Source organism: Xanthomonas sp. DAR 80977 (assembly GCF_041240605.1).
Classification (GTDB): Bacteria; Pseudomonadota; Gammaproteobacteria; order Xanthomonadales; family Xanthomonadaceae; genus Xanthomonas_A; species Xanthomonas_A bundabergensis.
In genome coordinates this window covers 4,190,616-4,213,236 of record NZ_CP162487.1, presented here as the reverse complement: position 1 = coordinate 4,213,236, position 22,621 = coordinate 4,190,616, and the positions used below count along the sequence as shown (strand labels likewise).

The window sequence follows — 22,621 nt, the reverse complement described above, 5'->3', positions numbered from 1 at the left end:
CTTGCACCAGAACGGCGGCCAGTATCGGCGATGCCGGCGTCCGCGCGCATCGGGTACCCTTGCCCGATGCAGCCTTTGGACACGGTCAACCTTTGGACGGAGCGGGTGCGCGACCGCGCGCGGATGCGCAGCTTCGCCGGTTTCCTGTGGCGGCGCTTCCTCGACGACCGCCTGTTCCAGGCCGCCGCCTCGCTGGCCTACACCACGATCTTCGCGCTGGTGCCGCTGGCGATGGTGGTGTTCGGCGTGCTGTCGGCGTTCCCGGTGTTCGACAAGTGGAGCGACCAGCTCAGCGACTACATCTTCTCCAACTTCGTGCCGGCCGCGGCGCGTTCGGTGGAAGCCTATCTGCGCCAGTTCTCGGCCAGCGCCGGGCAGCTGACCAGCGCCGGCACGATCGCGCTGATGGTGTCGCTGCTGATCACCTTGAACAGCGTCGAGCAGACCTTCAACCGGATCTGGCGGGTGGTCTCGGCGCGGCCGCGGCTGACCCGCTTCCTGGTGTACTGGACGGTGCTGACCCTGGGCGCGTTGCTGGCCGCGGCGTCGCTGTCGGCGTCGGCGCGGTTCTTCGCGCTGCCGCTGTTCCGCACCAGCGAAGGCCGGCTGCTGGCGCAGACGGTGCTGGGCCTGGCGCCGGTGCTGATCGAGTTCGCCTGCATCGTGCTGGTGTACCGGGTGGTGCCGCACCACACGGTCAAGCTGCGCCACGCGGTGCCCGGCGCGCTGCTGGCGGTGGCCCTGCTGGAACTGGTGAAGTGGGGGCTGAGCCTGTACCTGGGCAGCTTCCAGTCCTACCAGCGCATCTACGGCACGGTCGCGTTCGTGCCGATCTTCCTGCTGTGGATCTATCTGAGCTGGATCGCGATCCTGCTCGGCGCCTCGCTGGCGTCCTCGATCGCCGCGTTCCGCTACCAGCCGGTGTCGATGCGGCTGCCGGCCGGCTACGAGATCTACGGCCTGCTGCGCCTGCTCGGGCGCTTCGCGCAGGCGCGCAAGGACGGCCACGGCCTGCACGAGGACCGGATCCTGGAACTGGAGCCGATGCTGACCGATTCGCTGGTGCAGGAACTGCTGTGCGAGCTGGAGCGCAGCCGCCTGCTCAGCCGCGCCGAGCACGGCGAATGGCTGCTGGCGCGCGACCTGGCCGACGTGCCGCTGACCGAACTCTACGAAAACTGCCAGCTGCGCATCCCCATCGCCGAAGCCTACCTGCCGTGCCGCGACGACGCGCTGGGCCAGGCGGCGTGGCGCGCGCTGGACGAATTGCGCATGCCGTTGCGCGACGTGCTGAAACGTCGCGTCGGCGACCTCTACACCGATATCGGAGACCTCGCATGACCCCGCGCATCCTGTTCCCCCTGTTCGCCGCCGCCACGTTGCTGGCCGGCTGCGACCGGCATCCCGCGCCCGCCGACGGCGCCGCGCCGGGTGCGCCGGCTCCGGCCGCACCTGCTGTCCCGACCGCGCCTGCCGCACCCGCGGCGCCGACCGCGTCCGCCGCTGGCGCAGGCGCGCAGGTCGTGCAGGAAACCAAGCCGCAGCCGACGCTGAAGGTGAAGGCGGTGGACGGCAGCGACTACGACCTGGCCGCGCATCGCGGGCAGTGGGTGGTGGTGAACTTCTGGGCCACCTGGTGCGCGCCGTGCCTGAAGGAAATGCCGGAACTGTCGGCCTTGCACGTGATGCGCGACAACATCGAAGTGGTGGGCCTGGCCTACGAGGACATCGAACCGGCGGAGATGCAGGCGTTCCTGAAGGAGCATCCGGTGGCCTACCCGGTGGCGATCCTGGACACCTACGCCCCGCCGGCCGATTTCGCCACCCCGCGCGGGCTGCCGATGACCTACCTGATCGCGCCCGACGGCAAGGTCGCCAAGCAGTTCCTGGGGCCGGTCAACGCGCACGACATCGAGGCGGCGATCGCCGCGGCGGGCGGCAAGTTGGCCGGCCAGGCGAAGGCCGCGGGCTGATGGCGGCGGCGCGCTTCCTGGTCTCCGGCCGGGTGCAGGGCGTGTATTTCCGCGCCTCCACCCGCGAACGCGCGCTGGCGCTGGGGCTGGACGGGCGCGCGCTGAACCTGGCCGACGGCCGCGTCGAGGTCGTCGCCTGCGGCGAGGCCGCGGCGCTGGAGGCGCTGGCCGAGTGGCTGCAGCATGGACCGCCGGCGGCGCGGGTCGAACAGCTGCTGCGCGAACCCTGGCCGGCGCCGGTGGCGGCGGGCTTCGCGATAGGCTGACGCCCCGGAATCCTTGGCGGCTCGCTGTGGGAGGGACTTCAGTCCCGACGCGGCCTTGCCGGTAGCGCGCACGACCGCATGCCGCTGCAGAAGGCGTTTTCAATCCGGCCGCGTCTTTGCGGAAACGTCCGGTCGCGGCTGAAGCCGCTCCTGCAGAAAGCCATTGCAGCGTCGGTTGCGGGCCGCATCATCGAGTCCCGAGTCCCCAATCCCCGCTTCACCCCGGATACGACGCGATCGGCTGCAACACGCCGAACTTTTCCTTGCGCGGCTTGTGCCGCAGCGGCGGCAGTTCCAACTCCGGTTCCTGCAGCGGCGCGTCCGGCAACTGGTCGAGCAGGTGCCGGATCAGGGTCAGGCGGCCGCGCTTCTGGTCGTTGAAATCGACCAGCGTCCACGGCGCGTGTTCGCTGTGGGTGGCTTCCAGCATCGCTTCGCGGGCGCGGGTGTAGTCGGCGTACTGGGCGCGCGACTGCAGGTCCACCGGCGACAGCTTCCAGCCCTTCAGCGGATCGTGCAGGCGCTCGGCGAAGCGCTTCTCCTGCTGGTCCTGGTCCACGCACAGCCAGTACTTGAACAGGCGGATGCCGTCGTCGACCAGCAAGCGCTCGAACAGCGGCGCCTGGTGCAGGAAGGCGTGGTACTGCGCATCGTCGCAATAGCCCATGACCCGTTCCACGCCGGCGCGGTTGTACCAGCTGCGGTCCATCAGCACGATCTCGCCGGCGGCCGGCAGGTGCGCGACGTGGCGCTGGAAATACCACTGCGTGCTTTCGCGGTCGGTCGGCTTGGGCAGCGCCACCACCCGGCACTGGCGTGGGTTGAGGTGTTCGGCGATGGCCTGGATCGCGCCGCCCTTGCCGGCGGTGTCGCGGCCTTCGAACAGCACCAGCACGCGTTCGCCGCTGTGCTGCAGCGCTTGCGCCAGCGCCACCAGCTCCAGTTGCAACGGCTGCATCAGCGCCTGGTACTGCTTGCGTTTGAGCTTGCTCATTTGCTGCGCCTCGCGCGGGTGCCGGCCATGCTCCGCGCCACTTCCAGCAGCGCGCCCTGTTGGCGGCTGTCCAGGGCGCGGTAGGCCTGCAGCAGATCGTGTTCGCCGCGGGTGCGGGCCGGGTCCAGCTGGCTGGCCAGTTCGCCGAGCAGCGCGCCGGCGGGGACGCCGAAGGCGCGCGCCAGTGCGTTGAGCTGGTCGCGGCCGGGCATCTTTTCGCCGGCCAGCCAGGCCTTGACCGTGGCCGCGCCGGCGCGCGGGATGGCGGCGGCGATGTCCGCCGCGGTCATGCCGCTGGCCTTGGCCAGCAGGCGCAGGGTAGTGTCCAGGGGCATGCGCGGTTCCAGGTCATTCCTTCAGGCGTGGGCGCAGCGTGGCCAGGTTGCACGGCCGCGTGCGCGCGTCGAGTTGCGCGGCGACGATCCTTTCCCAGGCGGTGCGGCAGGCCGAGGTCGAGCCGGGCAGGCAGAACACGAAGGTGGCGTTGGCCAGGCCGGCGAAGGCGCGCGACTGCAACGAGGAGGTGCCGATCTCCTCGAAGCTGATCGCACGGAACAGCTCGCCGAAGCCGGGCATCTGCTTGTCCAGCAGCGGCAGCAGCGCTTCGGGGGTGGAGTCGCGGCCGGTGAAGCCGGTGCCGCCGGTGACCAGGATGCCGTCCACCTGCGGGTCGGCGATCCACGCCGACACCACCGCGCGCATCCGGTAGCGGTCGTCGGGCAGCAGCTCGCGCGCGTACAGGCGATGGCCGGCCTCGCCGAGTACCGACACCAGGTAGTCGCCCGAACTGTCCTCGGCCAGGCTGCGCGTGTCCGACACGGTCAGCACGCACAGGTTCAATGCAATGAAATCGGCTTTGGCGCTCATGCCGGCAGCCTAGCGGCTCGCCCGGCCGGCGTACAGTGGGATTGGTGTGCCGTACGGCGGCGTTGGCGGCGACCACCGCACTCCTGAATGGAGCGGCTGGCGCCTCCGCTCCCGTCTTGCCGGTAGCGAAGACGTAGACGCCGCGGGCCTATTTGAGACGCGACAGGCTGAGGATGTTCACGGCGACCTGGCGCTGGCCGATCATGAACTGCAGCCTGTCTGCACCGTCCACGTGGATCCACGGATCGTTGCTGCGGACATGCAGGAAGGTGGTGTTCTTTTCCGCGAGACCGGTCGGGTCCACGCGCAGGAACACAGTCGGTGCTGGCCGACGTTCCGGTCATCCGCACCGCGGTGGTTTGCCTGATTGTGGCGGTTTCGGCATTGCGTGGAATGCCGACCAAGACTTCGATAGCCATTGCTTACCTCCCGGTACGCGAACGATGGATCCTGCATGGCAGGACGGCTGCCCCGGTCGTTGGATCGGGACGAGGCGATCATCGTTGCGGCAGGCGAAAATGGCGCTGGGCGCGATGCTGGTTTGTGGCGCGCAAAAAACCGATGGTGGGTTCTATCCGGCGCGAGACGGCCGCGCCTTGCGCACGGTCCCCGGCGCTTCAGCCGCGTCCGTGCGCCGGGTGGCCGGGCCGGGCCAGCGCGTGCGGCCGGTAGTGGGCCACGCTGGCGGCAGGATGGCAGGCCAGCGGCAGGCGCTCGGGTTCGCGCCGCAGGGCGCGGCGCTGCGCGTCGGCGCTGCTCCATTCGGCATAGTCGAGCAGGCCACGGCCGTCGTCGGACAGGTGCAGGTGCGAGGCGATCAGGCCGCGCAGCGCGTGCGCGCCATCCTGCAGCGCGGCGAAGGCGGCATCGGCATAGTGCCGCGCTTGCGCCGCGTCGCGGATCGGCAGCCGGGTCACCACGACGCAGCCGGGCAGGCGTTGCGGATCGGACACCCCGCTGCGGATGCGCCGGTAGCGTTGCAGGGTCAGTCGCGGCGCCGGTGCGCGCGGACGCAGGCTGCGGCCGAGCTGCATACCGGCGTCGCCGCCGCATTGCGCGTACAGCAGGTCCGGCGCTGCGCCCAGCGATTCCAGCCAGGCCAGGGCATGCAGGTCGCTGCCGGGGATGTCGCGCAAGCGTGCGAGCAGCGCTGCGCAGACCGGCGCCGCGGCGTGGGCGACCAGCACGCTGCGCGCATGCGGGGAGGTGAGATCGGGCGACAGGCGTGACGGCATCGGGGCGTGCGCGAACGGAAAGCGCGCAGTGTCGAACCTCGACCATGCTTGAGGTCAAGCGCGCGTCTGCAGGGCATGCGTTGCGACGAATACGAGCGACCTGCGTGTTGCCGGGTGCCGTCGTCTGCCGCTTGCGCGATGTCGAGAGATTGCGACCGCCGCTGCCGATGGCATGCCGTACTGCATGGTCCGGATGCCGAACGCGAACCGGCCGCTGCGCACCGCGCCGTTGCGGTCGAGCCATTCGCGCCTAGTGCGGCCCGCTCCAGCCATGCCGGCCTGCCGTATCGCGCAACAGCGCGGCGAAGTCCGCAGCGAAGCCGTGCATGTCGAACAGGCCGGCGCTGGCTCGGCGCTGCCGCAGGGTGTCGCGCAGGGCGCGCAGCGCGGCCGGGTCGCGGCCCAGCTGCACGGCCTTGGCGATGAACGCGGCGTCGTCGGCGACGTTCATCTCGCCCATGCCCAGATGGTGGTTGAGGCTGCCGGCCACGCGCGCGGCGAAGGTGGTGCCGGGGCAGGTGAGCAGCGGGCAGCCGGCCCACAGCGCATCGGAAGCGGTGGTGTGCGCGTTGTACGGATGCGTGTCCAGGAACAGGTCGGCATGCCGGTAGCGGGCCAGGTACTCGGCATGCGCGAGTTTGGGCATGAAGCGCAGCCGCGCCGGATCCACCTCGGCACGGCGGGCGGCGTCGCGCAGCCGCGCATCGGCCTGGCCGGGGCCGGACAGCAGCCACAGCACGCTGCCGGGGACCTGGCGCAGGATCTCCAGCATCCGCGCCACGCTGCGCGGGGTCAGCTTGTAGCTGTTGTTGAAGCAGCAGAACACGGTGCCGTGCTCGGGCAGGCCGCAGTCGCGGCGTGACGGCGGCGCGCCGACCTGGCGCGTATCGTCCGACGGCTGGAACGCGCGCGGCAGGCGCAGCACGCGCTCGCTGTAGTGCGCGGCCACCGCATCGGGCAGCGCGAACGCGTCGCCGACCACGTAGTCGATCCATGGCGCGCCGGACGTGCCCGGATAGGCCAGCCAGTTGACCTGCAGCGGCGCCGGGCGCAGCGCCAGCACTTCCGGCGCGCCGCCGCCGCCCCAGCCGCGCAGGTCGAACAGGAGGTCGATGCCGGCATCGCGGATGCGTTGCGCGATCGCCCGGTGCGGCTGTGCGGCGACGTCGTGCCAGGCGTGCGCCGCGGCGCGCAGGCGCGCGCCGATCGCGCTGCCGTCGTCGCGGTTCAAGGCGAACAGCTGCAGCTGCAGGTCGGCATGCGCGCGCAGGCGTTCGCACAAGGCCACGATCAGCAGCCCGGTGGGATGCGCGCCGAAGCCGTTGGACAGGAAGCCGACCTGCAGCGGCCCGTGGCGGCGCAGCGCCGTCGCCGGCAACGGCGCCACCGTGTGCGCCACGGCAAGGGCGCGGTTGCGCGCGCAGCGCAACTGTTCGGACGCGTCGGCGTCCTCGTTGAGGAAGGCGAACGGTTCGATCGCCGTGTGGCCCTGGCGCACGGCGGCGCGGACCTGCTGCGACAAGGCGTCCAGCGCGCGCCAGTCGCACAGCTTGCGTCGCCAGTTCAGCAGGTGCGCGGCGATCGACGGTTCCTGCGGCAGCAGCGCGTGCGCGTGCGCATAGGCCTGCGCGGCGGCTTCGGCCTCGCCGTTGTCCTCCAGCGCATGGCCCAGCCACAGGGCGATGCCCGGATGCTGCGGCGCCTGCTGCAGGGCCTGGCGCAACGCCGCGGCGGCCTCGGGGTGGCGGCGCTGGGTCCAGCGCACCCGGCCCAGCCGTGCCAGCGCTTCGGGATGCGCCGGGCGCAATTGCAGCGCGCGCAAGGCGGCCTGCTCGCCGGCGGCGACCGCGCCGGCGCCGAGTTCGGCGTCGGCCAGCATCACCCAGGCGATGAAGTCCTGCGGGTCGCGGCGCACCGCCTCCTGCAGTTGCCGCAGTTCGTCCACGCTGGTGCCGCTCACGCGCTGGCGGCGGCCGGTCCGGGGGCGCGCGCATCGGCGCGGCGCACAGGCCGGCTCACGGGCTGTCGCTCAGCCGCGCCAGTTCGTCGACCTGGTGCTCGTGGCTCAGCCGCTCGATCAGCGCGTCGAGGTCGCCCTCGATCACGTTGGGCAGGTCGTACAGGGTCAGGCCTTCGACCCGGTGGTCGGTGATGCGGCCCTGCGGGAAGCTGTAGGTGCGGATGCGCTGGCTGCGGTCGCCGCTGCCGACCTGCAGCTTGCGGTCCTGCGCCTCGGCCGCGGCCTGCTTGCTGCGCTCGGTATCGAGCAGCTGCGCCTTCAGCCGCTTCATCGCCTTGTCGCGGTTGGCGTGCTGGCTGCGCTCGGTCTGGCATTCGACCACCACCCCGCTCGGCACGTGGGTGATGCGGATCGCCGATTCGGTCTTGTTGACGTGCTGGCCGCCGGCGCCGGAGGAACGGAACGTGTCCACCTTCAGGTCGGCCGGGTTGATCGCGATCTCCTCCACGTCGTCGGCCTCGGGGATGATCGCCACCGTCGCCGCCGAGGTGTGGATGCGGCCCTGCGACTCGGTCGCCGGCACCCGCTGCACGCGGTGCGTGCCGGATTCGAACTTGAGCTTGGAGTACGCGCCGCGGCCGACGATGCGCGCCACGATCTCCTTGTAGCCGCCGTGCTCGCCGGGGCTGTCCGATTCCACTTCCACCTTCCAGCCCTGGCGCTCGGCATAGCGCGCGTACATGCGGAACAGGTCGCCGGCGAAGATCGCCGCCTCGTCGCCGCCGGTGCCGGCGCGCACTTCCAGGAACAGGTTGCCGTCGTCGCGCGGATCGCGCGGCACCAGCAGCAGCGCCAGCTGTTCGTCGAGCGCGGCCAGGCGCGCGTGGGCGGCGGCGATCTCCTCTTCGGCCAGCTCGCGCAGTTCCGGATCGGCGCGCATCGCCTCGGCGGCGGCCAGGTCGGCCTTGGCCGCGGCCTCGTCGGCCAGCGCGGCGGCGACCGGCTCCAGCTGCGCGAATTCGCGCGAGTAGTCGCGGAAGCGCGCGTTGTCGCCGACCACGTCGGGGTCGGACAGCAGGCGTTCGAGTTCTTCGCGACGCTCGGCCAGCGCCTCCAGCTTACGGCGCAGGGTCGGTGTCATCGGTCTTCAGGATAGGGTGGAAGTAGCCCGGTTTTTCCGGGAACAGGCGCTCGGCGGCGCGGGCCAGCTCGGCGTCGCCGCTCAGCGCGGCCTCGCGCAGCGCCGCGGTGGGCGGATGCAGCAGGCGGTTGGTCAGGGTGTTGGCGAGGAATTCCAGCACCTCGTCGGCCGGCTTGCCGTTGGCCAGCTGTTGCCGCGCCTTGGCCAGCACGTCGTCGCGGGTGTTGTCGCCGTGCGCGCGCAGGCGCTTGAGCGGCGCCTGGCGGGTGCTGGCCTGCAGCGTCTCGATGTAGCGCACCACCTGCAGGTCGATGATCGCCTCGGCGGCCTCGGCCGCTTCGCGGCGGCCGCGGCGGTTGTCCTCGACCGCGCGTTCCAGGTCGTCCACGGTGTACAGATAGGCGTCGGCCAGTTCGGCCACGCCGGCCTCGATGTCGCGCGGCACCGCCAGGTCGAACAGCAGCATCGGCTTGTGCTTGCGCGCGCGCAGCGCCTGCTCGACCTGCGCGCGGGTCACCACCGGCTCGCGCGCGGCGGTGGCCGAGAACACCACGTCGGCCTCCTGCAGGTGCCGCTCCAGCTCGCTCAGCGGCAGCGCCACGCCGCCATGGCGGCTGGCCAGTTCCTGGGCGTGGGCGAGGGTGCGGTTGGCGATCAGCAGGCGCCGCACGCGGCCTTCGCTGAGGTGCTTGGCGGCCAGCTCGATGGTCTCGCCGGCGCCGACCAGCAGCACCGTCGATTCGCTGAGCCGGGCGAAGGAATTCTGCGCCAGGCGCACCGCGGTCGAGGCCACCGACACCGGATTGGCGCCGACCCGGGTGTCGGTGCGCGCGCGCTTGGCCACCGAGAAGGTCTGCTGGAACAGCCGGTCCAGGCGGTTGCCCATCGCCCCGTGCTCGCGCGCCAGCGCCCAGGCGTCCTTGACCTGGCCCAGGATCTGCGGCTCGCCCAGCACCATCGAGTCCAGCCCGGTGGCGACGCGGAACAGATGCCGCACCGCGTCGGCGTCCTGGTGCTGGTACAGGTAGCCGTGCAGCCCGGACGCATGCGAATCCAGCCAGTCGGCCAGGCTCTGCGCGTCCTCGGCGATCGCGTACAGCTCGGTGCGGTTGCAGGTGGACAGCAGTGCGGCCTCGGCGACGTTGGGCAAGGCGCGCAGCGAATGCAGCGCGCGCGGCAGCGCATCGCCGGCGAACGCCACCCGTTCGCGCAGGTCGACCGGCGCGGTCTGGTGGTTCAATCCGAGCACCCACAACGTCATCTGTTCAGTTGCTTGCGATAAGCTGCTGGCCATTCAGGGCCCCATTTTACGGCCCGGTTGCCCCCGATGCCCGCATTGATTCGCATCCGTACCTGTCTATTGCTGTCTGCGCTGACCATGCTGCCGGCCATTGCCGCCGCCGCGGCGGCGCCTGCGGCCGCCGCCAAGCCGCCGGCGAGCGCCGCGCCGTCCTCGCTGACGCCGGTGCTGGCCGGCGAATTCGCGCTGCAGGCCGGGCAGCTGGCCGATGCCTCGCACTGGTACCTGGAGGCGGCCAACGACGCTCCCGGCGATGCCGGCCTGGCCGAACGCGCGACCCGCATCGCGATGCTGGCCAACGACACGGCCGCCGCCGCGCAGGCCCTGGCGCTGTGGCGCCAGCGCGCGCCCGAGTCGCTGGCGATGCGCAGCGCCGATGCGGCGCTGGCCCTGCGCAACGGCAACCTGCGCCAGGCGCGCGGCCTGCTGGTGGGGCTGCTGCGCGACAAGGATGCGCGCGGCTGGCGCTACGCGCTGGTGGCGCTGGTCAGCGGCAACCGCGATCCGGAGGTGGCGGCGAAGGTGCTGGATCAGCTGCTCGACGCCAATGCCATCCCCGACCAGCTCGAGGCCTGGCAGGAATTCGGGCGCCTGGCGCTGCGCCTGGAGCAGCCGAAACTGGCCGAGCGCATCGTCGACCAGTTGGTCAAGCGCTTCCCGGAGGAGCCGCGGGTGGCCCTGTTGCACGCCACCCAGCTGCAGCAGGCCGGCAAGACCGAGCAGGCGCGCGCGCTGCTGCAGGGCGTGGAGCCCAAGGCGCCGCGCGATCCCGAGCTGCGCGGCGCGCTGGCCTACGCCTACGACGCGATCGGCGACACCGCCGCGGCGGCGCGGGTGCTGGCGCTCGGCCCGCAGGACACCCAGAACTACGGCCTGCGCGCCTCGATGCTGGCCAAGCTGCAGGACAACGCGGCGCTGAGCGCGCTGTACGAGGAACTGCGCAAGGGCGCGGCCCAGCCCGATCCGGAGCGGCGCCTGCTGCTCGGCAAGATCGCCGAGTTCCTGAAGCGCTACCAGGAAGCGGTGACCTGGTACCGCGGCGTGCCGGGCGGCCCGCTGCGCAACGAGGCGCGGCTGCGCACCGCCGGGGCGCTGTACGAGCTCGGGCAGAAGGACGCCGCCTTCGCCGAGGCGCGCGCGCTGCAGGACGATGCCGAGGCCGACGACGCCGCGCGCCGCGACGCCTACGTGTTGGAGGCGGAACTGCGCCAGCGCAGCGGCGACGACGATGGCGAACTGCAGGTGTTCGAGCGCGGCCTGGCCGCCTATCCGGACGACAACGCCCTGCTGTACGCGCGCGGCCTGGCCTGGGAGCGGCGCGACCGCATCGACCGCGCCGAGGCCGACCTGCGCAAGATCCTGGTCACCGAGCCGGAGAACGTGGCCGCGCTCAACGCGCTCGGCTACACCCTGGCCGACCGCACCCACCGCTACCGCGAGGCCTTGCAACTGATCGATCGCGCGCGCACCGCCGATCCGGACAACGCGGCGATCATCGACAGCTACGGCTGGGTGCTTTACCGGCTGGGCAAGACCCAGGAAGCGCTGGTGCAGCTGCGCCGCGCCTGGACCCTGTTCAAGGATCCGGAGATCGCCGCGCACATCGGCCAGGTGCTGTGGGAGCAGGGCAAGCGCGAGGAGGCCAACAAGTACTTCGACGAGGCGCGCAAGCTCGATCCGAAGAATCGCGCGCTGCAGCGGGCCATGGACAAGGTCGCGCCGTGAGGCCGGGGTTGCGTGCGGTGTGCGCGCTGGCGGTGCTGCTGGCGCTGGCCGGCTGCAGCTCGCTGGCGCCGCGGCAGGCGCCGCCGGTCGCGAGCGCACCGCTGAGTGAGACCGCGCGCCAGGCCGACGCCGCGCGCACGGCATGGCTGGCCGCGCATCCGAACTGGTCGTTCCAGGGCCGGGTGGCGATCACCAAGGGCCGCAACGGCGGCAGCGGCCGTATCGACTGGGCCCAGCAGCAGCGGCAATACCAGATCGAACTCAGTGCGCCGGTGACGCGCCAGAGCTGGCGCCTGAGCGGCGACAGCCAGGGCGGCGGTCGCCTGGAGGGGCTGGAAGGCGGTCCGCGCGCAGGCGAGGACGCGCAGCAGGTGCTGCTCGAGGCCACCGGTTGGGAGATTCCGGTCAATCTGCTGCCGGACTGGGTGCGCGGGCAGGTCGCGGTGGACGCCGGGGCGCCCGAGCAGGTCGGCTACGACGCCGAGGGGCGCCTGCAGACGCTGCGGCAGATGGGCTGGGAGATCCAGTTCCAGGAGTGGTACCCGCCCAGCGACGGTCGTCCGGCCCTGCCGCGACGCATCGAGGCGCGCAACGGCGACGCCAAGGTGCGGCTGCTGCTGGACCAGTGGGACTTCGCCGCGCCATGAGCGCGGTGGGCGAGGACGGCTGGTCGGCCTGGCCGGCCCCGGCGAAGCTGAACCTGTTCCTGCAGATCACCGGCCGCCGCGCCGACGGCTACCACGAATTGCAGACCGTGTTCCGCCTGCTCGACTGGGGCGATACGGTGCATCTGCGGGTGCGCGGCGACGGTGTGGTGGCGCGGCGCGGCGACTCCGTGCCCGGCGTCGCCGAGGCCGACGACCTGTTGGTGCGCGCCGCGAAACTTCTGCAAAACGAAGCCAAAATTGCCCAGGGTGTGGATATCCGCGTCGAAAAACGCATTCCGGCGGGCGGCGGCTTCGGTGGCGGTTCGTCCGACGCGGCGACCGCGCTGGTCGCGCTCAATGCGCTGTGGAGCGCCGGGCTGGACGAGGACGCGCTTGCCGCCCTGGGCCTGGCGCTGGGCGCGGACGTGCCGGTGTTCGTGCGCGGCCGCGATGCCTGGGCCGAAGGGGTGGGCGAGCGGCTGACCCCGCTGCGCCTGCCGCCGGCCTGGTACGTGCTGGCCGATCCGGCGGTTCACGTGCCCACCGCCGCGCTGTTCCAGGCCCCGGATTTGACGCGGGATGCCGCGCCCGCGAAAATGGCGGACTTCGTTTCAGGTTTCCTGCTCGGCAATGCGTTCGAGCCGGTGCTGCTCCGCCGCGAACCGGCCATCCAGGCCGTGTTCCAGGCGCTCGCGCAGATCGGCACGCCACGCCTGACCGGGTCGGGGAGCGGTTGTTTCGTCGAGTTCGCCGATCGCGCTGCCGCCGTGCGCGCGCTGGCGGCCTTGCCGGACGGGTTGCGCGCCTGGGTGGCTGGCGGCGTGACCCGCTCGCCGCTGCTCGACGCGCTGGAGGCATAGCAACAGTTCCATGCAGGGGCGTCGCCAAGAGGCCCAAGGCACCAGGTTTTGATCCTGGCATTCGTAGGTTCGAATCCTACCGCCCCTGCCATATATGCGAGTCCCTCGCAGAAGCCCGCACATCCGTGTGCGGGGGTTCAACAGGTAGAAGCGTCGCTCCGCCTGGCTTTCCGATTCACGCTGTTTCTTCGTTCCACGTTCTTCGCCGCCGCCGCCCGAGACACTGCTCATGCAAGATCAACGTAACCTGCTGGTGTTCTCCGGCAACGCCAACAAGCCCCTGTCCAAGAGCATCTGCCGCGAACTGGGCGTGCGTCCGGGCAAGGCGATGGTGTCGCGCTTCTCCGATGGCGAAGTGCAGGTGGAGATCGAGGAGAACGTACGCCGGCAGGAAGTGTTCGTGATCCAGCCGACCTGCGCGCCCAGCGCGGAGAACCTGATGGAGCTGCTGGTGCTGATCGACGCGCTCAAGCGCGCCAGCGCCGCCAGCGTCACCGCGGTGGTGCCGTACTTCGGCTATTCGCGGCAGGACCGGCGCATGCGTTCCTCGCGCGTGCCGATCACCGCCAAGGTCGCGGCGAAGATGTTCACCGCGGTCAATGCCGACCGCGTGCTGACCGTGGACCTGCACGCCGACCAGATCCAGGGCTTCTTCGACATTCCGGTCGACAACGTCTACGCCTCGCCGCTGCTGCTGGCCGACATCTGGCGCGCCTACGGCACCGACAACCTGATCGTGGTGTCGCCGGACGTGGGCGGCGTGGTCCGCGCCCGCGCCGTGGCCAAGCGCCTGGACGACGCCGACCTGGCGATCATCGACAAGCGCCGCCCGCGCGCCAACGTGTCCACGGTGATGAACATCATCGGCGACGTCGAAGGCAAGACCTGCGTGCTGGTCGACGACATCGTCGATACCGCCGGCACCCTGTGCGCCGCCGCGGCCGCGCTGAAGGCGCAGGGCGCGCTGAAGGTGGCCGCGTACTGCACCCACCCGGTGCTGTCCGGCCCGGCGGTCAGCAACATCAGCAATTCGCAGCTCGACGAGCTGGTCGTCACCGACACCATCCCGCTGTCGGACGCCGCCCGCGGCTGCAACAAGATCCGCCAGCTCAGCGTCGCCGAGCTGCTGGCCGAAACCATTCGCCGCATCGCCTTCGGCGAGTCGGTGAGTTCGTTGTACGTCGATTGATTCAGGGCGGGGATTGGGGATTCGGGATTGGGGATTCGCAACGGCGCTAGCTTTGCGAATCCCCAATCCCGAATCCCCGATCCCGGCTTTCCAACGACTCTTCTGGTCGCGGAAGAGTCCTCAAAACCGCCGCGAGGCGGTTCATTCAACCAAGGTAGTAAACGCAAATGGCAACCACACATGAAATCAAGGTTCAGCGCCGCGAGGTCGAGGGTAAGGGTGCGAGCCGCCGCCTCCGTCGCGACGGCCTGATCCCCGCCATCGTCTACGGTGGCGAACTGAAGCCGGTCAACATCGAGCTCAACCACAACGAAGTCTGGCTCGCCAGCCAGAACGACTGGTTCTACTCGTCGATCCTCAGCCTGAGCCTGAACGGCGACATCCAAAAGGTGCTGCTGCGCGATATGCAGCGCCACCCGTTCAAGCAGCTGATCATGCACATCGACTTCCAGCGCGTGAACGACAACGAGGCGCTGCACGCCTCGGTGCCGCTGCACTTCCTCAACGAGGAAACCTCGCCTGCCGGCAAGTCGGCCGAAGTCGTCGTCACCCACGAGCTGAACGAGATCCAGGTCGTGTGCCTGCCGAAGGACCTGCCGGAGTTCGTCGAAGTCGACCTGTCCGCGCTGTCGGTCGGCGACGTGATCCACCTGTCCGACCTGAAGCTGCCGGCCGGCGTCGAGCTGCCGGAACTGAAGCTGGGCAAGGAGCACGACGTGGCGGTGGTCATCGCCAAGCACGGCCAGATCGAGGCCGAGCCGGAAGCGACCGACGCCCCGGCCGCGGCCGAGCCGGCGAAGAAGGACGGCAAGTAATCGCCCGAGCAGCGCCCGGGCCTGTCGGTCCGGGCGCTGCGGCGATGCTGCGGCATGACTGGTCTGCGTCTGATCGTCGGTCTGGGCAATCCCGGAGCCGAACACGCGAACACCCGGCACAACGCCGGGTTTCGTTTTGTCGAACACCTGGCCGAGCGGGCCGGCGCGCGCTGGAGCGTGGACGCCAAGCTGTTCGGCGAAACCGCCAAGGTCGACGTGGCCGGGCAGGCGGTGTGGCTGCTGAAGCCGGCCACCTTCATGAATCTCAGCGGCAAGGCGGTGACCGCCGCGTTGCGCTACTGGAAGATCGAACCGGCGCAGGCGCTGTTGGCGCACGACGAACTGGATCTGGCGCCGGGCACGGTGCGGCTCAAGTTCGACGGCGGCCATGGCGGGCAGAACGGCTTGCGCGACACCATCCGCCTGCTCGGGCATGCCGGCTTCCACCGGCTGCGCATCGGCATCGGCCATCCCGGGCACAAGGACAAGGTGGTGCCGTGGGTGCTGGGGCGCGCCGGCAAGGACGACCAGATCCTGATCGACCGCGCCATCGACGAAGCCATCGCGGTGCTGCCGCTGGCGGTGCAGGGCGATTTCAACGAGGCGATGAAGCGGCTGCATACGAGCAGGGATTCGTGATTGGGGATTGGGGATTCGCAGCCTTGCGGCAGGCGAATCTCCAATCCCGAATCCCAAATCCCGGAAGTGAACCATGGGTATCAAGTGCGGCATCGTCGGCCTGCCCAACGTCGGCAAGTCGACCCTGTTCAATGCGCTGACCAAGGCGGGCATCGCGGCGGCCAATTTCCCGTTCTGCACCATCGAGCCGAACGTCGGCGTGGTGCCGGTGCCGGATCCGCGGCTGGGCGAGCTGGCCAAGATCATCAATCCGCAGAAGGTCGTGCCGACCGCGGTCGAGTTCGTCGACATCGCCGGCCTGGTCGCCGGCGCGGCCAGCGGCGAGGGCCTGGGCAACAAGTTCCTGGCGCACATCCGCGAGGTCGACGCGATCACCCACGTGGTGCGCTGCTTCGAGCATGGCGACATCATCCACGTCAACAACAAGGTCGATCCGATCTCGGACATCGAGACCATCGACACCGAGCTGGCCCTGGCCGACCTGGACAGCGTCGAGAAGGCGCTGAACCGCGCCGAGCGCAGCGCCAAGGGCGGCGACAAGGATGCGGCCGCGCGCAAGCCGGTGCTGGCCAAGCTGCAGGCCGCGCTGGCCGACGGCAAGGCCGGGCGCAGCGCGGGCCTGGACGAGGAAGAGAAGGCGCTGGTGCGAGACCTGTTCCTGCTCACGCTCAAGCCGGTGATGTACATCGCCAACGTGCTCGAGGACGGGTTCGAGAACAACCCGCACCTAGACGCGGTGCGCGCGCGCGCCGCCACCGAGGGCGCCGAGGTGGTGCCGGTGTCGGCGGCGATCGAGGAAGAGCTGTCGCAGCTGGACGACGCCGACCGCGACACCTTCCTGGCCGACCTGGGCCTGGCCGAGCCGGGCTTGAACCGGGTGATCCGCGCGGCGTACTCGCTGCTCGGGCTGCAGACCTATTTCACCGCCGGGGTCAAGGAAGTGCGCGCGTGGACGGTGAAGGCCGGATCGACCGCGCCGCAGGCCGCCGCGGTGATCCACACCGACTTCGAGAAAGGCTTCATCCGCGCCGAAACCATCGCCTACGACGACTTCATCAAGTACAAGGGCGAAGCCGGCGCGCGCGAGGCCGGGCGGCTGCGCCTGGAAGGCAAGGAATACCGCGTGCAGGAAGGCGACGTGCTGCATTTCCGCTTCAACGTCTGACCCGCGTGCATGCGCGTCTGCGCCCGGTTGCGGGCGCTGGCGGGCGACAGGCGTTTTCCTGCGACATCGCGTCAAAATACTGTTGACAAGGCAGGGATGTCAGGGAAGAATAGCGGGCTGTTTCACCCCGGTCTGATTTCGGCCTTGCGGCCTGGTCGGGACGGGTAGTTGGAGGGATACCCAAGCGGCCAACGGGGGCAGACTGTAAATCTGCTGGCTTACGCCTTCGGTGGTTCGAATCCACCTCCCTCCACCAGTTTTTTTGTTGTGGCAGTGCGACATCCCGTAGCGGGAGTAGTTCAACGGTAGAACCTCAGCCTTCCAAGCTGATGGTGCGGGTTCGATTCCCGTCTCCCGCTCCATTGAACGCGCTTGTGTCACAATAGAACAACGCTCACGTAGCTCAGTCGGTAGAGCACCTCCTTGGTAAGGAGGAGGTCGAAGGTTCGATTCCTTTCGTGAGCACCATATTCAGTCTCAAATCTTTCTACGATCACCGAGAAGAAGCAGCCATGGCCAAGGGTAAGTTCGAGCGCACCAAGCCGCACGTCAACGTCGGCACCATCGGTCACGTCGACCACGGCAAGACCACGCTGACCGCGGCGCTGACCAAGATCGGCGCAGAGCGCTTCGGCGGCGAGTTCAAGGCGTACGACGCGATCGACGCGGCGCCGGAAGAGAAGGCGCGCGGCATCACGATCTCGACCGCGCACGTGGAGTACGAATCGCCGAACCGCCACTATGCGCACGTCGATTGCCCGGGCCACGCGGACTACGTGAAGAACATGATCACCGGTGCGGCGCAGATGGACGGCGCGATCCTGGTGTGCTCGGCCGCGGACGGCCCGATGCCGCAGACCCGCGAGCACATCCTGCTGTCGCGCCAGGTCGGCGTGCCGCACATCGTGGTGTTCCTGAACAAGGCCGACATGGTCGACGACGCCGAGCTGCTCGAGCTGGTCGAGATGGAAGTGCGCGAGCTGCTGAGCAAGTACGACTTCCCGGGCGACGACACCCCGATCATCCACGGTTCGGCGCGTCTGGCGCTGGAAGGCGACCAGAGCGAGATCGGCGTGCCGTCGATCCTGAAGCTGGTGGAAGCGCTGGATTCGTTCATCCCGGAGCCGCAGCGCGACGTGGACAAGCCGTTCCTGATGCCGGTGGAAGACGTGTTCTCGATCTCGGGCCGCGGCACCGTGGTGACCGGGCGTATCGAGCGCGGCGTGATCAAGGTGGGCGACGAAATCGAAATCGTCGGTATCCGCGCCACGCAGAAGACCACGGTCACGGGCGTGGAAATGTTCCGCAAGCTGCTGGACCAGGGCCAGGCGGGCGACAACGCGGGTCTGCTGCTGCGCGGCACCAAGCGTGACGACGTGGAGCGCGGCCAGGTGCTGTGCAAGCCGGGTTCGATCAAGCCGCACACCGAGTTCGAAGCCGAGGTGTACGTGCTGTCGAAGGACGAGGGCGGCCGTCACACGCCGTTCTTCAAGGGCTACCGTCCGCAGTTCTACTTCCGCACCACCGACATCACTGGCGCGTGCCAGCTGCCGGAAGGCGTGGAGATGGTGATGCCGGGCGACAACGTGAAGATGGTGGTCACGCTGATCAACCCGGTGGCGATGGACGAAGGCCTGCGTTTCGCGATCCGCGAAGGCGGCCGCACCGTCGGCGCCGGCGTGGTGGCCAAGATCATCAAGTAATGCCCGCTCCGGCGACCTCGGTCGCCGGAGTTTGACGATGTGCAGGCGGCTTCGGCCGTCGGGTTCAGCGAAGGGCGGGCCGGAACCTTCGGTCCGCCTTCGCCGTCTAAGGGAAGTGCAGTCGTTCTTACTACACGCCAGTAGCTCAATTGGCAGAGCAGCGGTCTCCAAAACCGCAGGTTGGGGGTTCGAGTCCCTCCTGGCGTGCCAATCTGCCGATCCCTATCCAGTGACCTTGGTCGCATAGCCGCAAGAGTCGGATGAACAGCAAGATCGAACATTCCAAAGGCACCCCCGCTTCCTCGGGCGGCGATATCGTCAAGTACGTCATCGCTGCATTGCTGGTGGTCGCCGGCCTGTTTGTCTGGTTCTGGTTCGGCGAGCCGAGTCGTGCGACGCAGTTGGGGAGCTGGTCCGGTCCGCTGCGTGGCCTGGCGGTCATCGTCGGCCTGGTTGCGGCCGCGGCGGTGTTCCTGCTGACCGCCAAGGGGCGCGAGTCCCGCGAGTTCGTGTCCGAGTCCCGGTTCGAGCTGCGCAAGGTGGTCTGGCCGACGCGTCAGGAAGCGATTCGCACCACCTGGGTCGTGATCGTGGTGGTGATCATTCTGAGTCTGCTGCTGGGTGGGTTCGATTTCCTGATCCAGAAGCTGATGCAGTGGTTCGTGAGTCGTTGAGGAGAATGCAGCAGTGAAGCGTTGGTATGTCGTTCACGCCTATTCAGGCTTCGAGAAGTCCGTGGCGCAAGCGCTGCGCGACCGCATTGTGCGTGACGAGATGCAGGAGCGCTTCGGCGACGTGCTGGTGCCGACCGAGGAAGTGATCGAGATGCGCTCCGGCCAGAAGCGCCGTTCCGAGCGCAAGTTCTTCCCGGGCTACGTGCTGGTGCAGATCGAGACCCACGAGGAAGGCGGCATCCCGCGCATCGACAACGAAAGCTGGCACCTGGTCAAGGAAACCCCGAAGGTGATGGGTTTCATCGGCGGCACCGCCGACCGCCCGCTGCCGATCCGCGACGAGGAGGCCGATGCGATCCTGCAGCGCGTTCAGGATGGCGTGGAGAAGCCGCGTCCGAAGGTGCTGTTCGAGCCGGGCCAGATGGTCCGCGTCACCGACGGTCCGTTCAACGACTTCAACGGCGTGGTCGAGGAAGTGAACTACGAGAAGAGCCGCCTGCGCGTGGCGGTGCTGATCTTCGGCCGTTCCACCCCGGTGGAGCTGGAATTCGGCCAGGTCGAGAAGGCCTGAGCCCGCGCCGGCGCGGCTGCGCCGGACGCCAGAATCTCTGCTATACTGCGCGGCTCGCTGTCCAGGCTTGTCGCCTGGCAGGACCGGAAGCCGCCGCGAGGCGGCTTTCTGCGCACTTCAAACGTGATGGCGGGACACGTGATTTTCCCGTCGCGATGGGGAGCCTGCGGTTTGGGCGCTAGCACCCGGAGACACTAAAATGGCAAAGAAAGTAGTCGGTTACATCAAGCTGCAGGTGAAGGCCGGTCAGGCCAACCCCTCGCCGCCGGTCGGTCCTGCGCTGGGTCAGCGCGGCCTGAACATCATGGAATTCTGCAAGGCGTTCAATGCCGCCACGCAGAAGCTGGAGCCGGGCCTGCCTACTCCGGTCATCATCACGGCCTATTCGGACCGTACCTTCACCTTCATCACCAAGAGCACCCCGGCCAGCGTGCTGCTGAAGAAGGCGGCCGGCGTCACCTCCGGCTCCAAGCGCCCGAACACCGAGAAGGTGGGCAAGGTCACCCGCAAGCAGCTCGAAGAGATCGCCAAGGCGAAGGAAGCCGACCTGACTGCAGCCGAGCTGGAAGCGGCGGTGCGTACGATTGCGGGTTCCGCCCGCAGCATGGGCCTGACGGTGGAGGGTTAAGCGATGGCACAGACCAAGCGACAGAAAGCGATCCGTGCTGCCGTGCAGCCGGGCAAGGCGTATTCGATCGACGAAGCGCTGAAGATCATCAAGTCCACCAGCAAGGCCAAGTTCGTCGAAGCCGTCGACGTGGCCGTGCGCCTGGGCGTGGATGCCAAGAAGTCCGACCAGCAGGTGCGCGGTTCCACCGTGCTGCCGGCCGGTACCGGCAAGAGCGTGCGCGTGGCCGTGTTCGCCCCGGCCGGCGCCAAGGCTGACGAAGCCCTGGCCGCTGGCGCCGAAGCCGTCGGCATGGACGACCTGGCCGAGAAGATGCAGGCCGGCGACCTGAACTACGACGTGGTCATCGCCACCCCGGACGCGATGCGCGTCGTCGGCAAGCTGGGCACGCTGCTGGGCCCGCGCGGCCTGATGCCGAACCCGAAGGTTGGTACCGTGTCGGCCAATCCGGCCGAAGCGGTGAAGAACGCCAAGTCGGGCCAGGTGCGCTACCGCACCGACAAGGCCGGCATCATCCACTGCACCATCGGCAAGGCCAGCTTCGAAGACGACGCGCTGAAGAACAATCTGCAGGCGCTGCTGCTGGACCTGGTCAAGGCCAAGCCGGCGACCTCGAAGGGCACCTACCTGCAGAAGATCTCGGTGAGCTCGACCATGGGTCCGGGCGTCACCGTCGATCAGGCGTCGCTGTCCCTGAAGTAATCGCAACACGGCGGCGCTCCGCGAGGGGCGCCGCCGGTTCCACCTTTTGAAGGCGTCGCCGAGGGGCAACCCGGAGCGAAGCCGTCAAAGACCGCAGGCGCGGTCGGCGCATACCGACGACGGGCACGGAAGCTCGATATGGCAAGGAGTCGCCGTCGGTACAGCGGGATCGCTTAATCCAGTCCCCTCGGGGACGCGCCGGCGTAGATGGTGCCGCCTTTCTGGAGTTTTTCTGGTTCAGGCCAGTCCGGGGTTTCCCGGACGCGCTCACTCCAGGTCTGGAACGGCCACCAACTGGGATGCCATTCGGCGTCCCCGGCATCCAGGATGGAGGCCGCCCAGGACCGCAAGCGGCAGGAGCCGCAAGCGGAGTTTGTTTGAAGCGGGGATTCGCGATTCGCGATCGGGGATTGGCAAGAGCGGCGGTATCGCTCCTGACGAATCCCGAATCACCAATCCCGACTCTCTGCTTTAACGGAGGAGTGCAATGGCTCTCAATCTGTCCCAGAAGCAAGAAGTCGTCGCCGAACTGGCAGACGTTGCCGCGAAGGCTCACTCCTTGGTTGCTGCCGAGTACGCCGGCATCACGGTCGCCCAGCTGACCGCGATGCGCAAGAAGGCGCGCGAAACCGGTGTGTACTTGCGTGTTGTCAAGAACACCCTGGCCTCGCGTGCCGTTGCCGGTACCGAATACGAGTGCGTCCAGGACGCGCTGGTCGGTCCGCTGCTGTATGCGTTCTCGACGGAAGAACCCGGCGCTGCCGGTCGTCTGATCAAGGAATTCGCCAAGGGTAACGACAAGCTGCAGGCCAAGGTCGTGTCCGTGGGAGGCCAGCTGTATCCGGCCGCTCACCTCGAGGTGCTGGCATCGCTGCCGACCCGCGAGCAGGCGCTGGCCATGCTGGCACGTGTCCTCGCCGAGCCGGCGAGCATGTTCGCCCGCGCGGTCAAGGCAGTGGGCGACAAGCTCGGTGGTGGCGAAGAAGCCCCCGCCGCAGCGGAAGAAGCCCCGGCCGAAACGGCTTAAGTTCGCGACACCTGAAACGGTTCACTAGAACCTCATCCAGAAAAAATTCCAAAGGTAATCACAATGTCCCTGTCTAACGAACAGATCGTCGACGCAATCGCCGAAAAGTCCCTCATGGAAGTGATGGAGCTGGTCAAGGCCATCGAAGAGAAGTTTGGCGTCTCCGCCGCCGCCCCGGTCGCCGCTGCCGGTCCGGCCGCCGCCGCCGCACCGGTCGAAGAGCAGACCGAGTTCAACGTCATCCTGAAGGCTGTCGGCGAGAAGAAGGTCGAAGTCATCAAGGCCGTCCGCGCCATCACCGGCCTCGGCCTGAAGGAAGCGAAGGACCTGGTCGAAGGTGCTCCGCAGACCGTCAAGGAAGCCGTGTCGAAGGAAGATTCCGAGAAGTTCAAGAAGGATCTCGAGGCCGCCGGCGCGACCGTCGAAATCAAGTAATCGGCATCTTGCATCGCCAGCGTGTCAGGTGATGCATCGAAGGCTGGGGACGCAAGTCCCCGGCCTTTGGCCGTTGTTGCAAAGCCGGGATTTGAGATTCGGCAT

Annotated in this window: 25 protein-coding genes and 5 tRNA genes; 22 read left to right on the top strand and 8 right to left on the bottom strand. The window is 68.8% G+C overall.

The features are described 5' to 3' along the window. The first annotated feature begins 66 nt into the window (after nucleotides 1–66). The 3 genes from AB3X10_RS17890 to AB3X10_RS17880 are packed head-to-tail and all read left to right on the top strand — an operon-like array spanning nucleotide 67 to nucleotide 2,239. Nucleotides 67–1,341 (top strand): YihY family inner membrane protein, encoded by a 1,275-nt coding sequence (locus AB3X10_RS17890; protein ID WP_369976758.1) that lies wholly within the window; start codon nucleotides 67–69, stop codon nucleotides 1,339–1,341. After that, nucleotides 1,338–1,973 carry a TlpA family protein disulfide reductase gene (locus tag AB3X10_RS17885; RefSeq protein WP_369976756.1) on the top strand — a complete coding sequence of 212 codons (636 nt, stop codon included), beginning with the start codon at nucleotides 1,338–1,340 and terminating at the stop codon, nucleotides 1,971–1,973. The genes AB3X10_RS17890 and AB3X10_RS17885 overlap by 4 nt, the downstream gene beginning before the upstream one ends. Further along, on the top strand, nucleotides 1,973–2,239 hold the full coding sequence (locus AB3X10_RS17880; RefSeq protein WP_369976755.1) for an acylphosphatase: 267 nt from the start codon (nucleotides 1,973–1,975) through the stop codon (nucleotides 2,237–2,239). Before AB3X10_RS17885 ends, AB3X10_RS17880 begins: the two co-directional genes overlap by 1 nt. 217 nt (nucleotides 2,240–2,456) lie before the next feature. Here AB3X10_RS17880 and ppk2 read toward each other — a convergent pair whose 3' ends face one another. The 8 genes from ppk2 to hemA all read right to left on the bottom strand — a co-directional run bounded on the left by ppk2 (nucleotide 2,457) and on the right by hemA (nucleotide 9,697). Beyond that, a complete protein-coding gene (gene ppk2, locus AB3X10_RS17875; protein ID WP_369976753.1) occupies nucleotides 2,457–3,233 on the bottom strand; it encodes a polyphosphate kinase 2 in 777 nt (258 codons plus the stop codon). After that, nucleotides 3,230–3,568, bottom strand: coding sequence for a helix-turn-helix domain-containing protein (locus AB3X10_RS17870; RefSeq protein WP_309922055.1), 339 nt, complete (start codon nucleotides 3,566–3,568; stop codon nucleotides 3,230–3,232). Before AB3X10_RS17870 ends, ppk2 begins: the two co-directional genes overlap by 4 nt. 13 nt (nucleotides 3,569–3,581) lie before the next feature. Beyond that, nucleotides 3,582–4,100 (bottom strand): molybdenum cofactor biosynthesis protein B, encoded by a 519-nt coding sequence (gene moaB / locus AB3X10_RS17865; RefSeq protein ID WP_053841088.1) that lies wholly within the window; start codon nucleotides 4,098–4,100, stop codon nucleotides 3,582–3,584. A 148-nt stretch (nucleotides 4,101–4,248) separates the two neighbouring features. Then, on the bottom strand, nucleotides 4,249–4,416 hold the full coding sequence (locus tag AB3X10_RS17860; protein WP_369976750.1) for a hypothetical protein: 168 nt from the start codon (nucleotides 4,414–4,416) through the stop codon (nucleotides 4,249–4,251). A 301-nt stretch (nucleotides 4,417–4,717) separates the two neighbouring features. Beyond that, a complete protein-coding gene (locus AB3X10_RS17855; protein WP_369976749.1) occupies nucleotides 4,718–5,335 on the bottom strand; it encodes a hypothetical protein in 618 nt (205 codons plus the stop codon). A gap of 250 nt (nucleotides 5,336–5,585) precedes the next feature. Next, nucleotides 5,586–7,295, bottom strand: a complete 1,710-nt coding sequence (locus tag AB3X10_RS17850; protein WP_369976747.1) for a tetratricopeptide repeat protein — start codon at nucleotides 7,293–7,295, stop codon at nucleotides 5,586–5,588. A 55-nt stretch (nucleotides 7,296–7,350) separates the two neighbouring features. Beyond that, a complete protein-coding gene (gene prfA / locus AB3X10_RS17845; RefSeq protein WP_369976746.1) occupies nucleotides 7,351–8,436 on the bottom strand; it encodes a peptide chain release factor 1 in 1,086 nt (361 codons plus the stop codon). Continuing rightward, complete coding sequence (gene hemA, locus AB3X10_RS17840) at nucleotides 8,414–9,697, bottom strand: glutamyl-tRNA reductase (RefSeq protein WP_369976744.1); 1,284 nt, start codon at nucleotides 9,695–9,697, stop codon at nucleotides 8,414–8,416. Before hemA ends, prfA begins: the two co-directional genes overlap by 23 nt. Before the next feature lie 66 nt (nucleotides 9,698–9,763). On the opposite strand from hemA, the gene AB3X10_RS17835 reads away from it, so the two are divergent. The 19 genes from AB3X10_RS17835 (at nucleotide 9,764) to rplL (ending at nucleotide 22,516) form a co-directional block, all read left to right on the top strand. Beyond that, entirely contained in the window at nucleotides 9,764–11,461 is a 1,698-nt protein-coding gene (locus AB3X10_RS17835; RefSeq protein ID WP_369976742.1) for a tetratricopeptide repeat protein, read from the top strand. Then, a complete protein-coding gene (gene lolB / locus AB3X10_RS17830) occupies nucleotides 11,458–12,108 on the top strand; it encodes a lipoprotein insertase outer membrane protein LolB (RefSeq protein ID WP_369976739.1) in 651 nt (216 codons plus the stop codon). The genes AB3X10_RS17835 and lolB overlap by 4 nt, the downstream gene beginning before the upstream one ends. Further along, on the top strand, nucleotides 12,105–12,968 hold the full coding sequence (ispE, locus tag AB3X10_RS17825) for a 4-(cytidine 5'-diphospho)-2-C-methyl-D-erythritol kinase (RefSeq protein WP_369976737.1): 864 nt from the start codon (nucleotides 12,105–12,107) through the stop codon (nucleotides 12,966–12,968). The genes lolB and ispE overlap by 4 nt, the downstream gene beginning before the upstream one ends. Before the next feature lie 14 nt (nucleotides 12,969–12,982). Continuing rightward, nucleotides 12,983–13,059: transfer RNA gene (locus AB3X10_RS17820), tRNA-Gln, on the top strand. A 138-nt stretch (nucleotides 13,060–13,197) separates the two neighbouring features. Beyond that, nucleotides 13,198–14,157 carry a ribose-phosphate diphosphokinase gene (locus AB3X10_RS17815; protein WP_145705698.1) on the top strand — a complete coding sequence of 320 codons (960 nt, stop codon included), beginning with the start codon at nucleotides 13,198–13,200 and terminating at the stop codon, nucleotides 14,155–14,157. A gap of 167 nt (nucleotides 14,158–14,324) precedes the next feature. Next, the gene (locus AB3X10_RS17810; protein WP_369976734.1) at nucleotides 14,325–14,972 is read left to right on the top strand and encodes a 50S ribosomal protein L25/general stress protein Ctc; all 648 of its coding nucleotides are present in this window, start codon (nucleotides 14,325–14,327) and stop codon (nucleotides 14,970–14,972) included. A gap of 54 nt (nucleotides 14,973–15,026) precedes the next feature. Beyond that, nucleotides 15,027–15,611: an aminoacyl-tRNA hydrolase gene (gene pth, locus AB3X10_RS17805; protein ID WP_369976732.1), complete on the top strand. Its 585-nt coding sequence runs from the start codon at nucleotides 15,027–15,029 to the stop codon at nucleotides 15,609–15,611. A 73-nt stretch (nucleotides 15,612–15,684) separates the two neighbouring features. After that, entirely contained in the window at nucleotides 15,685–16,776 is a 1,092-nt protein-coding gene (gene ychF / locus AB3X10_RS17800) for a redox-regulated ATPase YchF (RefSeq protein ID WP_369976730.1), read from the top strand. Between the two features lie 170 nt (nucleotides 16,777–16,946). After that, nucleotides 16,947–17,032 (top strand) — tRNA-Tyr (locus AB3X10_RS17795). A gap of 32 nt (nucleotides 17,033–17,064) precedes the next feature. Beyond that, nucleotides 17,065–17,138, top strand: a tRNA-Gly gene (locus AB3X10_RS17790). Between the two features lie 30 nt (nucleotides 17,139–17,168). Beyond that, a tRNA-Thr gene (locus AB3X10_RS17785) sits at nucleotides 17,169–17,244 on the top strand. A 44-nt stretch (nucleotides 17,245–17,288) separates the two neighbouring features. Beyond that, nucleotides 17,289–18,479 carry an elongation factor Tu gene (gene tuf, locus AB3X10_RS17780; RefSeq protein WP_369976728.1) on the top strand — a complete coding sequence of 397 codons (1,191 nt, stop codon included), beginning with the start codon at nucleotides 17,289–17,291 and terminating at the stop codon, nucleotides 18,477–18,479. Between the two features lie 134 nt (nucleotides 18,480–18,613). Then, nucleotides 18,614–18,689 (top strand) — tRNA-Trp (locus AB3X10_RS17775). Between the two features lie 50 nt (nucleotides 18,690–18,739). Next, nucleotides 18,740–19,153 (top strand): preprotein translocase subunit SecE, encoded by a 414-nt coding sequence (gene secE, locus AB3X10_RS17770; RefSeq protein WP_369976726.1) that lies wholly within the window; start codon nucleotides 18,740–18,742, stop codon nucleotides 19,151–19,153. A gap of 13 nt (nucleotides 19,154–19,166) precedes the next feature. Further along, a complete protein-coding gene (nusG, locus tag AB3X10_RS17765; protein ID WP_145699991.1) occupies nucleotides 19,167–19,724 on the top strand; it encodes a transcription termination/antitermination protein NusG in 558 nt (185 codons plus the stop codon). A gap of 199 nt (nucleotides 19,725–19,923) precedes the next feature. After that, complete coding sequence (rplK, locus tag AB3X10_RS17760) at nucleotides 19,924–20,352, top strand: 50S ribosomal protein L11 (protein ID WP_145699993.1); 429 nt, start codon at nucleotides 19,924–19,926, stop codon at nucleotides 20,350–20,352. Nucleotides 20,353–20,355: 3 nt separating this feature from the next. Next, nucleotides 20,356–21,054, top strand: coding sequence for a 50S ribosomal protein L1 (gene rplA / locus AB3X10_RS17755; RefSeq protein WP_046979764.1), 699 nt, complete (start codon nucleotides 20,356–20,358; stop codon nucleotides 21,052–21,054). 487 nt (nucleotides 21,055–21,541) lie between these two features. Beyond that, the gene (gene rplJ, locus AB3X10_RS17750; protein ID WP_206234835.1) at nucleotides 21,542–22,081 is read left to right on the top strand and encodes a 50S ribosomal protein L10; all 540 of its coding nucleotides are present in this window, start codon (nucleotides 21,542–21,544) and stop codon (nucleotides 22,079–22,081) included. A 63-nt stretch (nucleotides 22,082–22,144) separates the two neighbouring features. After that, complete coding sequence (rplL, locus tag AB3X10_RS17745) at nucleotides 22,145–22,516, top strand: 50S ribosomal protein L7/L12 (protein WP_128421188.1); 372 nt, start codon at nucleotides 22,145–22,147, stop codon at nucleotides 22,514–22,516. Nucleotides 22,517–22,621: the final 105 nt, after the last annotated feature.

Coding starts and splice junctions, on each gene's coding strand:
- AB3X10_RS17890 (WP_369976758.1), top strand. CDS start 67: ATGCAGCCTTTGGACACGGTCAACCTTTGGACGGAGCGGGTGCGCGAC.
- AB3X10_RS17885 (WP_369976756.1), top strand. CDS start 1,338: ATGACCCCGCGCATCCTGTTCCCCCTGTTCGCCGCCGCCACGTTGCTG.
- AB3X10_RS17880 (WP_369976755.1), top strand. CDS start 1,973: ATGGCGGCGGCGCGCTTCCTGGTCTCCGGCCGGGTGCAGGGCGTGTAT.
- ppk2 (WP_369976753.1), bottom strand. CDS start 3,233: ATGAGCAAGCTCAAACGCAAGCAGTACCAGGCGCTGATGCAGCCGTTG.
- AB3X10_RS17870 (WP_309922055.1), bottom strand. CDS start 3,568: ATGCCCCTGGACACTACCCTGCGCCTGCTGGCCAAGGCCAGCGGCATG.
- moaB (WP_053841088.1), bottom strand. CDS start 4,100: ATGAGCGCCAAAGCCGATTTCATTGCATTGAACCTGTGCGTGCTGACC.
- AB3X10_RS17855 (WP_369976749.1), bottom strand. CDS start 5,335: ATGCCGTCACGCCTGTCGCCCGATCTCACCTCCCCGCATGCGCGCAGC.
- prfA (WP_369976746.1), bottom strand. CDS start 8,436: ATGACACCGACCCTGCGCCGTAAGCTGGAGGCGCTGGCCGAGCGTCGC.
- hemA (WP_369976744.1), bottom strand. CDS start 9,697: ATGACGTTGTGGGTGCTCGGATTGAACCACCAGACCGCGCCGGTCGAC.
- AB3X10_RS17835 (WP_369976742.1), top strand. CDS start 9,764: ATGCCCGCATTGATTCGCATCCGTACCTGTCTATTGCTGTCTGCGCTG.
- ispE (WP_369976737.1), top strand. CDS start 12,105: ATGAGCGCGGTGGGCGAGGACGGCTGGTCGGCCTGGCCGGCCCCGGCG.
- AB3X10_RS17815 (WP_145705698.1), top strand. CDS start 13,198: ATGCAAGATCAACGTAACCTGCTGGTGTTCTCCGGCAACGCCAACAAG.
- AB3X10_RS17810 (WP_369976734.1), top strand. CDS start 14,325: ATGGCAACCACACATGAAATCAAGGTTCAGCGCCGCGAGGTCGAGGGT.
- pth (WP_369976732.1), top strand. CDS start 15,027: ATGACTGGTCTGCGTCTGATCGTCGGTCTGGGCAATCCCGGAGCCGAA.
- ychF (WP_369976730.1), top strand. CDS start 15,685: ATGGGTATCAAGTGCGGCATCGTCGGCCTGCCCAACGTCGGCAAGTCG.
- tuf (WP_369976728.1), top strand. CDS start 17,289: ATGGCCAAGGGTAAGTTCGAGCGCACCAAGCCGCACGTCAACGTCGGC.
- secE (WP_369976726.1), top strand. CDS start 18,740: ATGAACAGCAAGATCGAACATTCCAAAGGCACCCCCGCTTCCTCGGGC.
- rplK (WP_145699993.1), top strand. CDS start 19,924: ATGGCAAAGAAAGTAGTCGGTTACATCAAGCTGCAGGTGAAGGCCGGT.
- rplA (WP_046979764.1), top strand. CDS start 20,356: ATGGCACAGACCAAGCGACAGAAAGCGATCCGTGCTGCCGTGCAGCCG.
- rplJ (WP_206234835.1), top strand. CDS start 21,542: ATGGCTCTCAATCTGTCCCAGAAGCAAGAAGTCGTCGCCGAACTGGCA.
- rplL (WP_128421188.1), top strand. CDS start 22,145: ATGTCCCTGTCTAACGAACAGATCGTCGACGCAATCGCCGAAAAGTCC.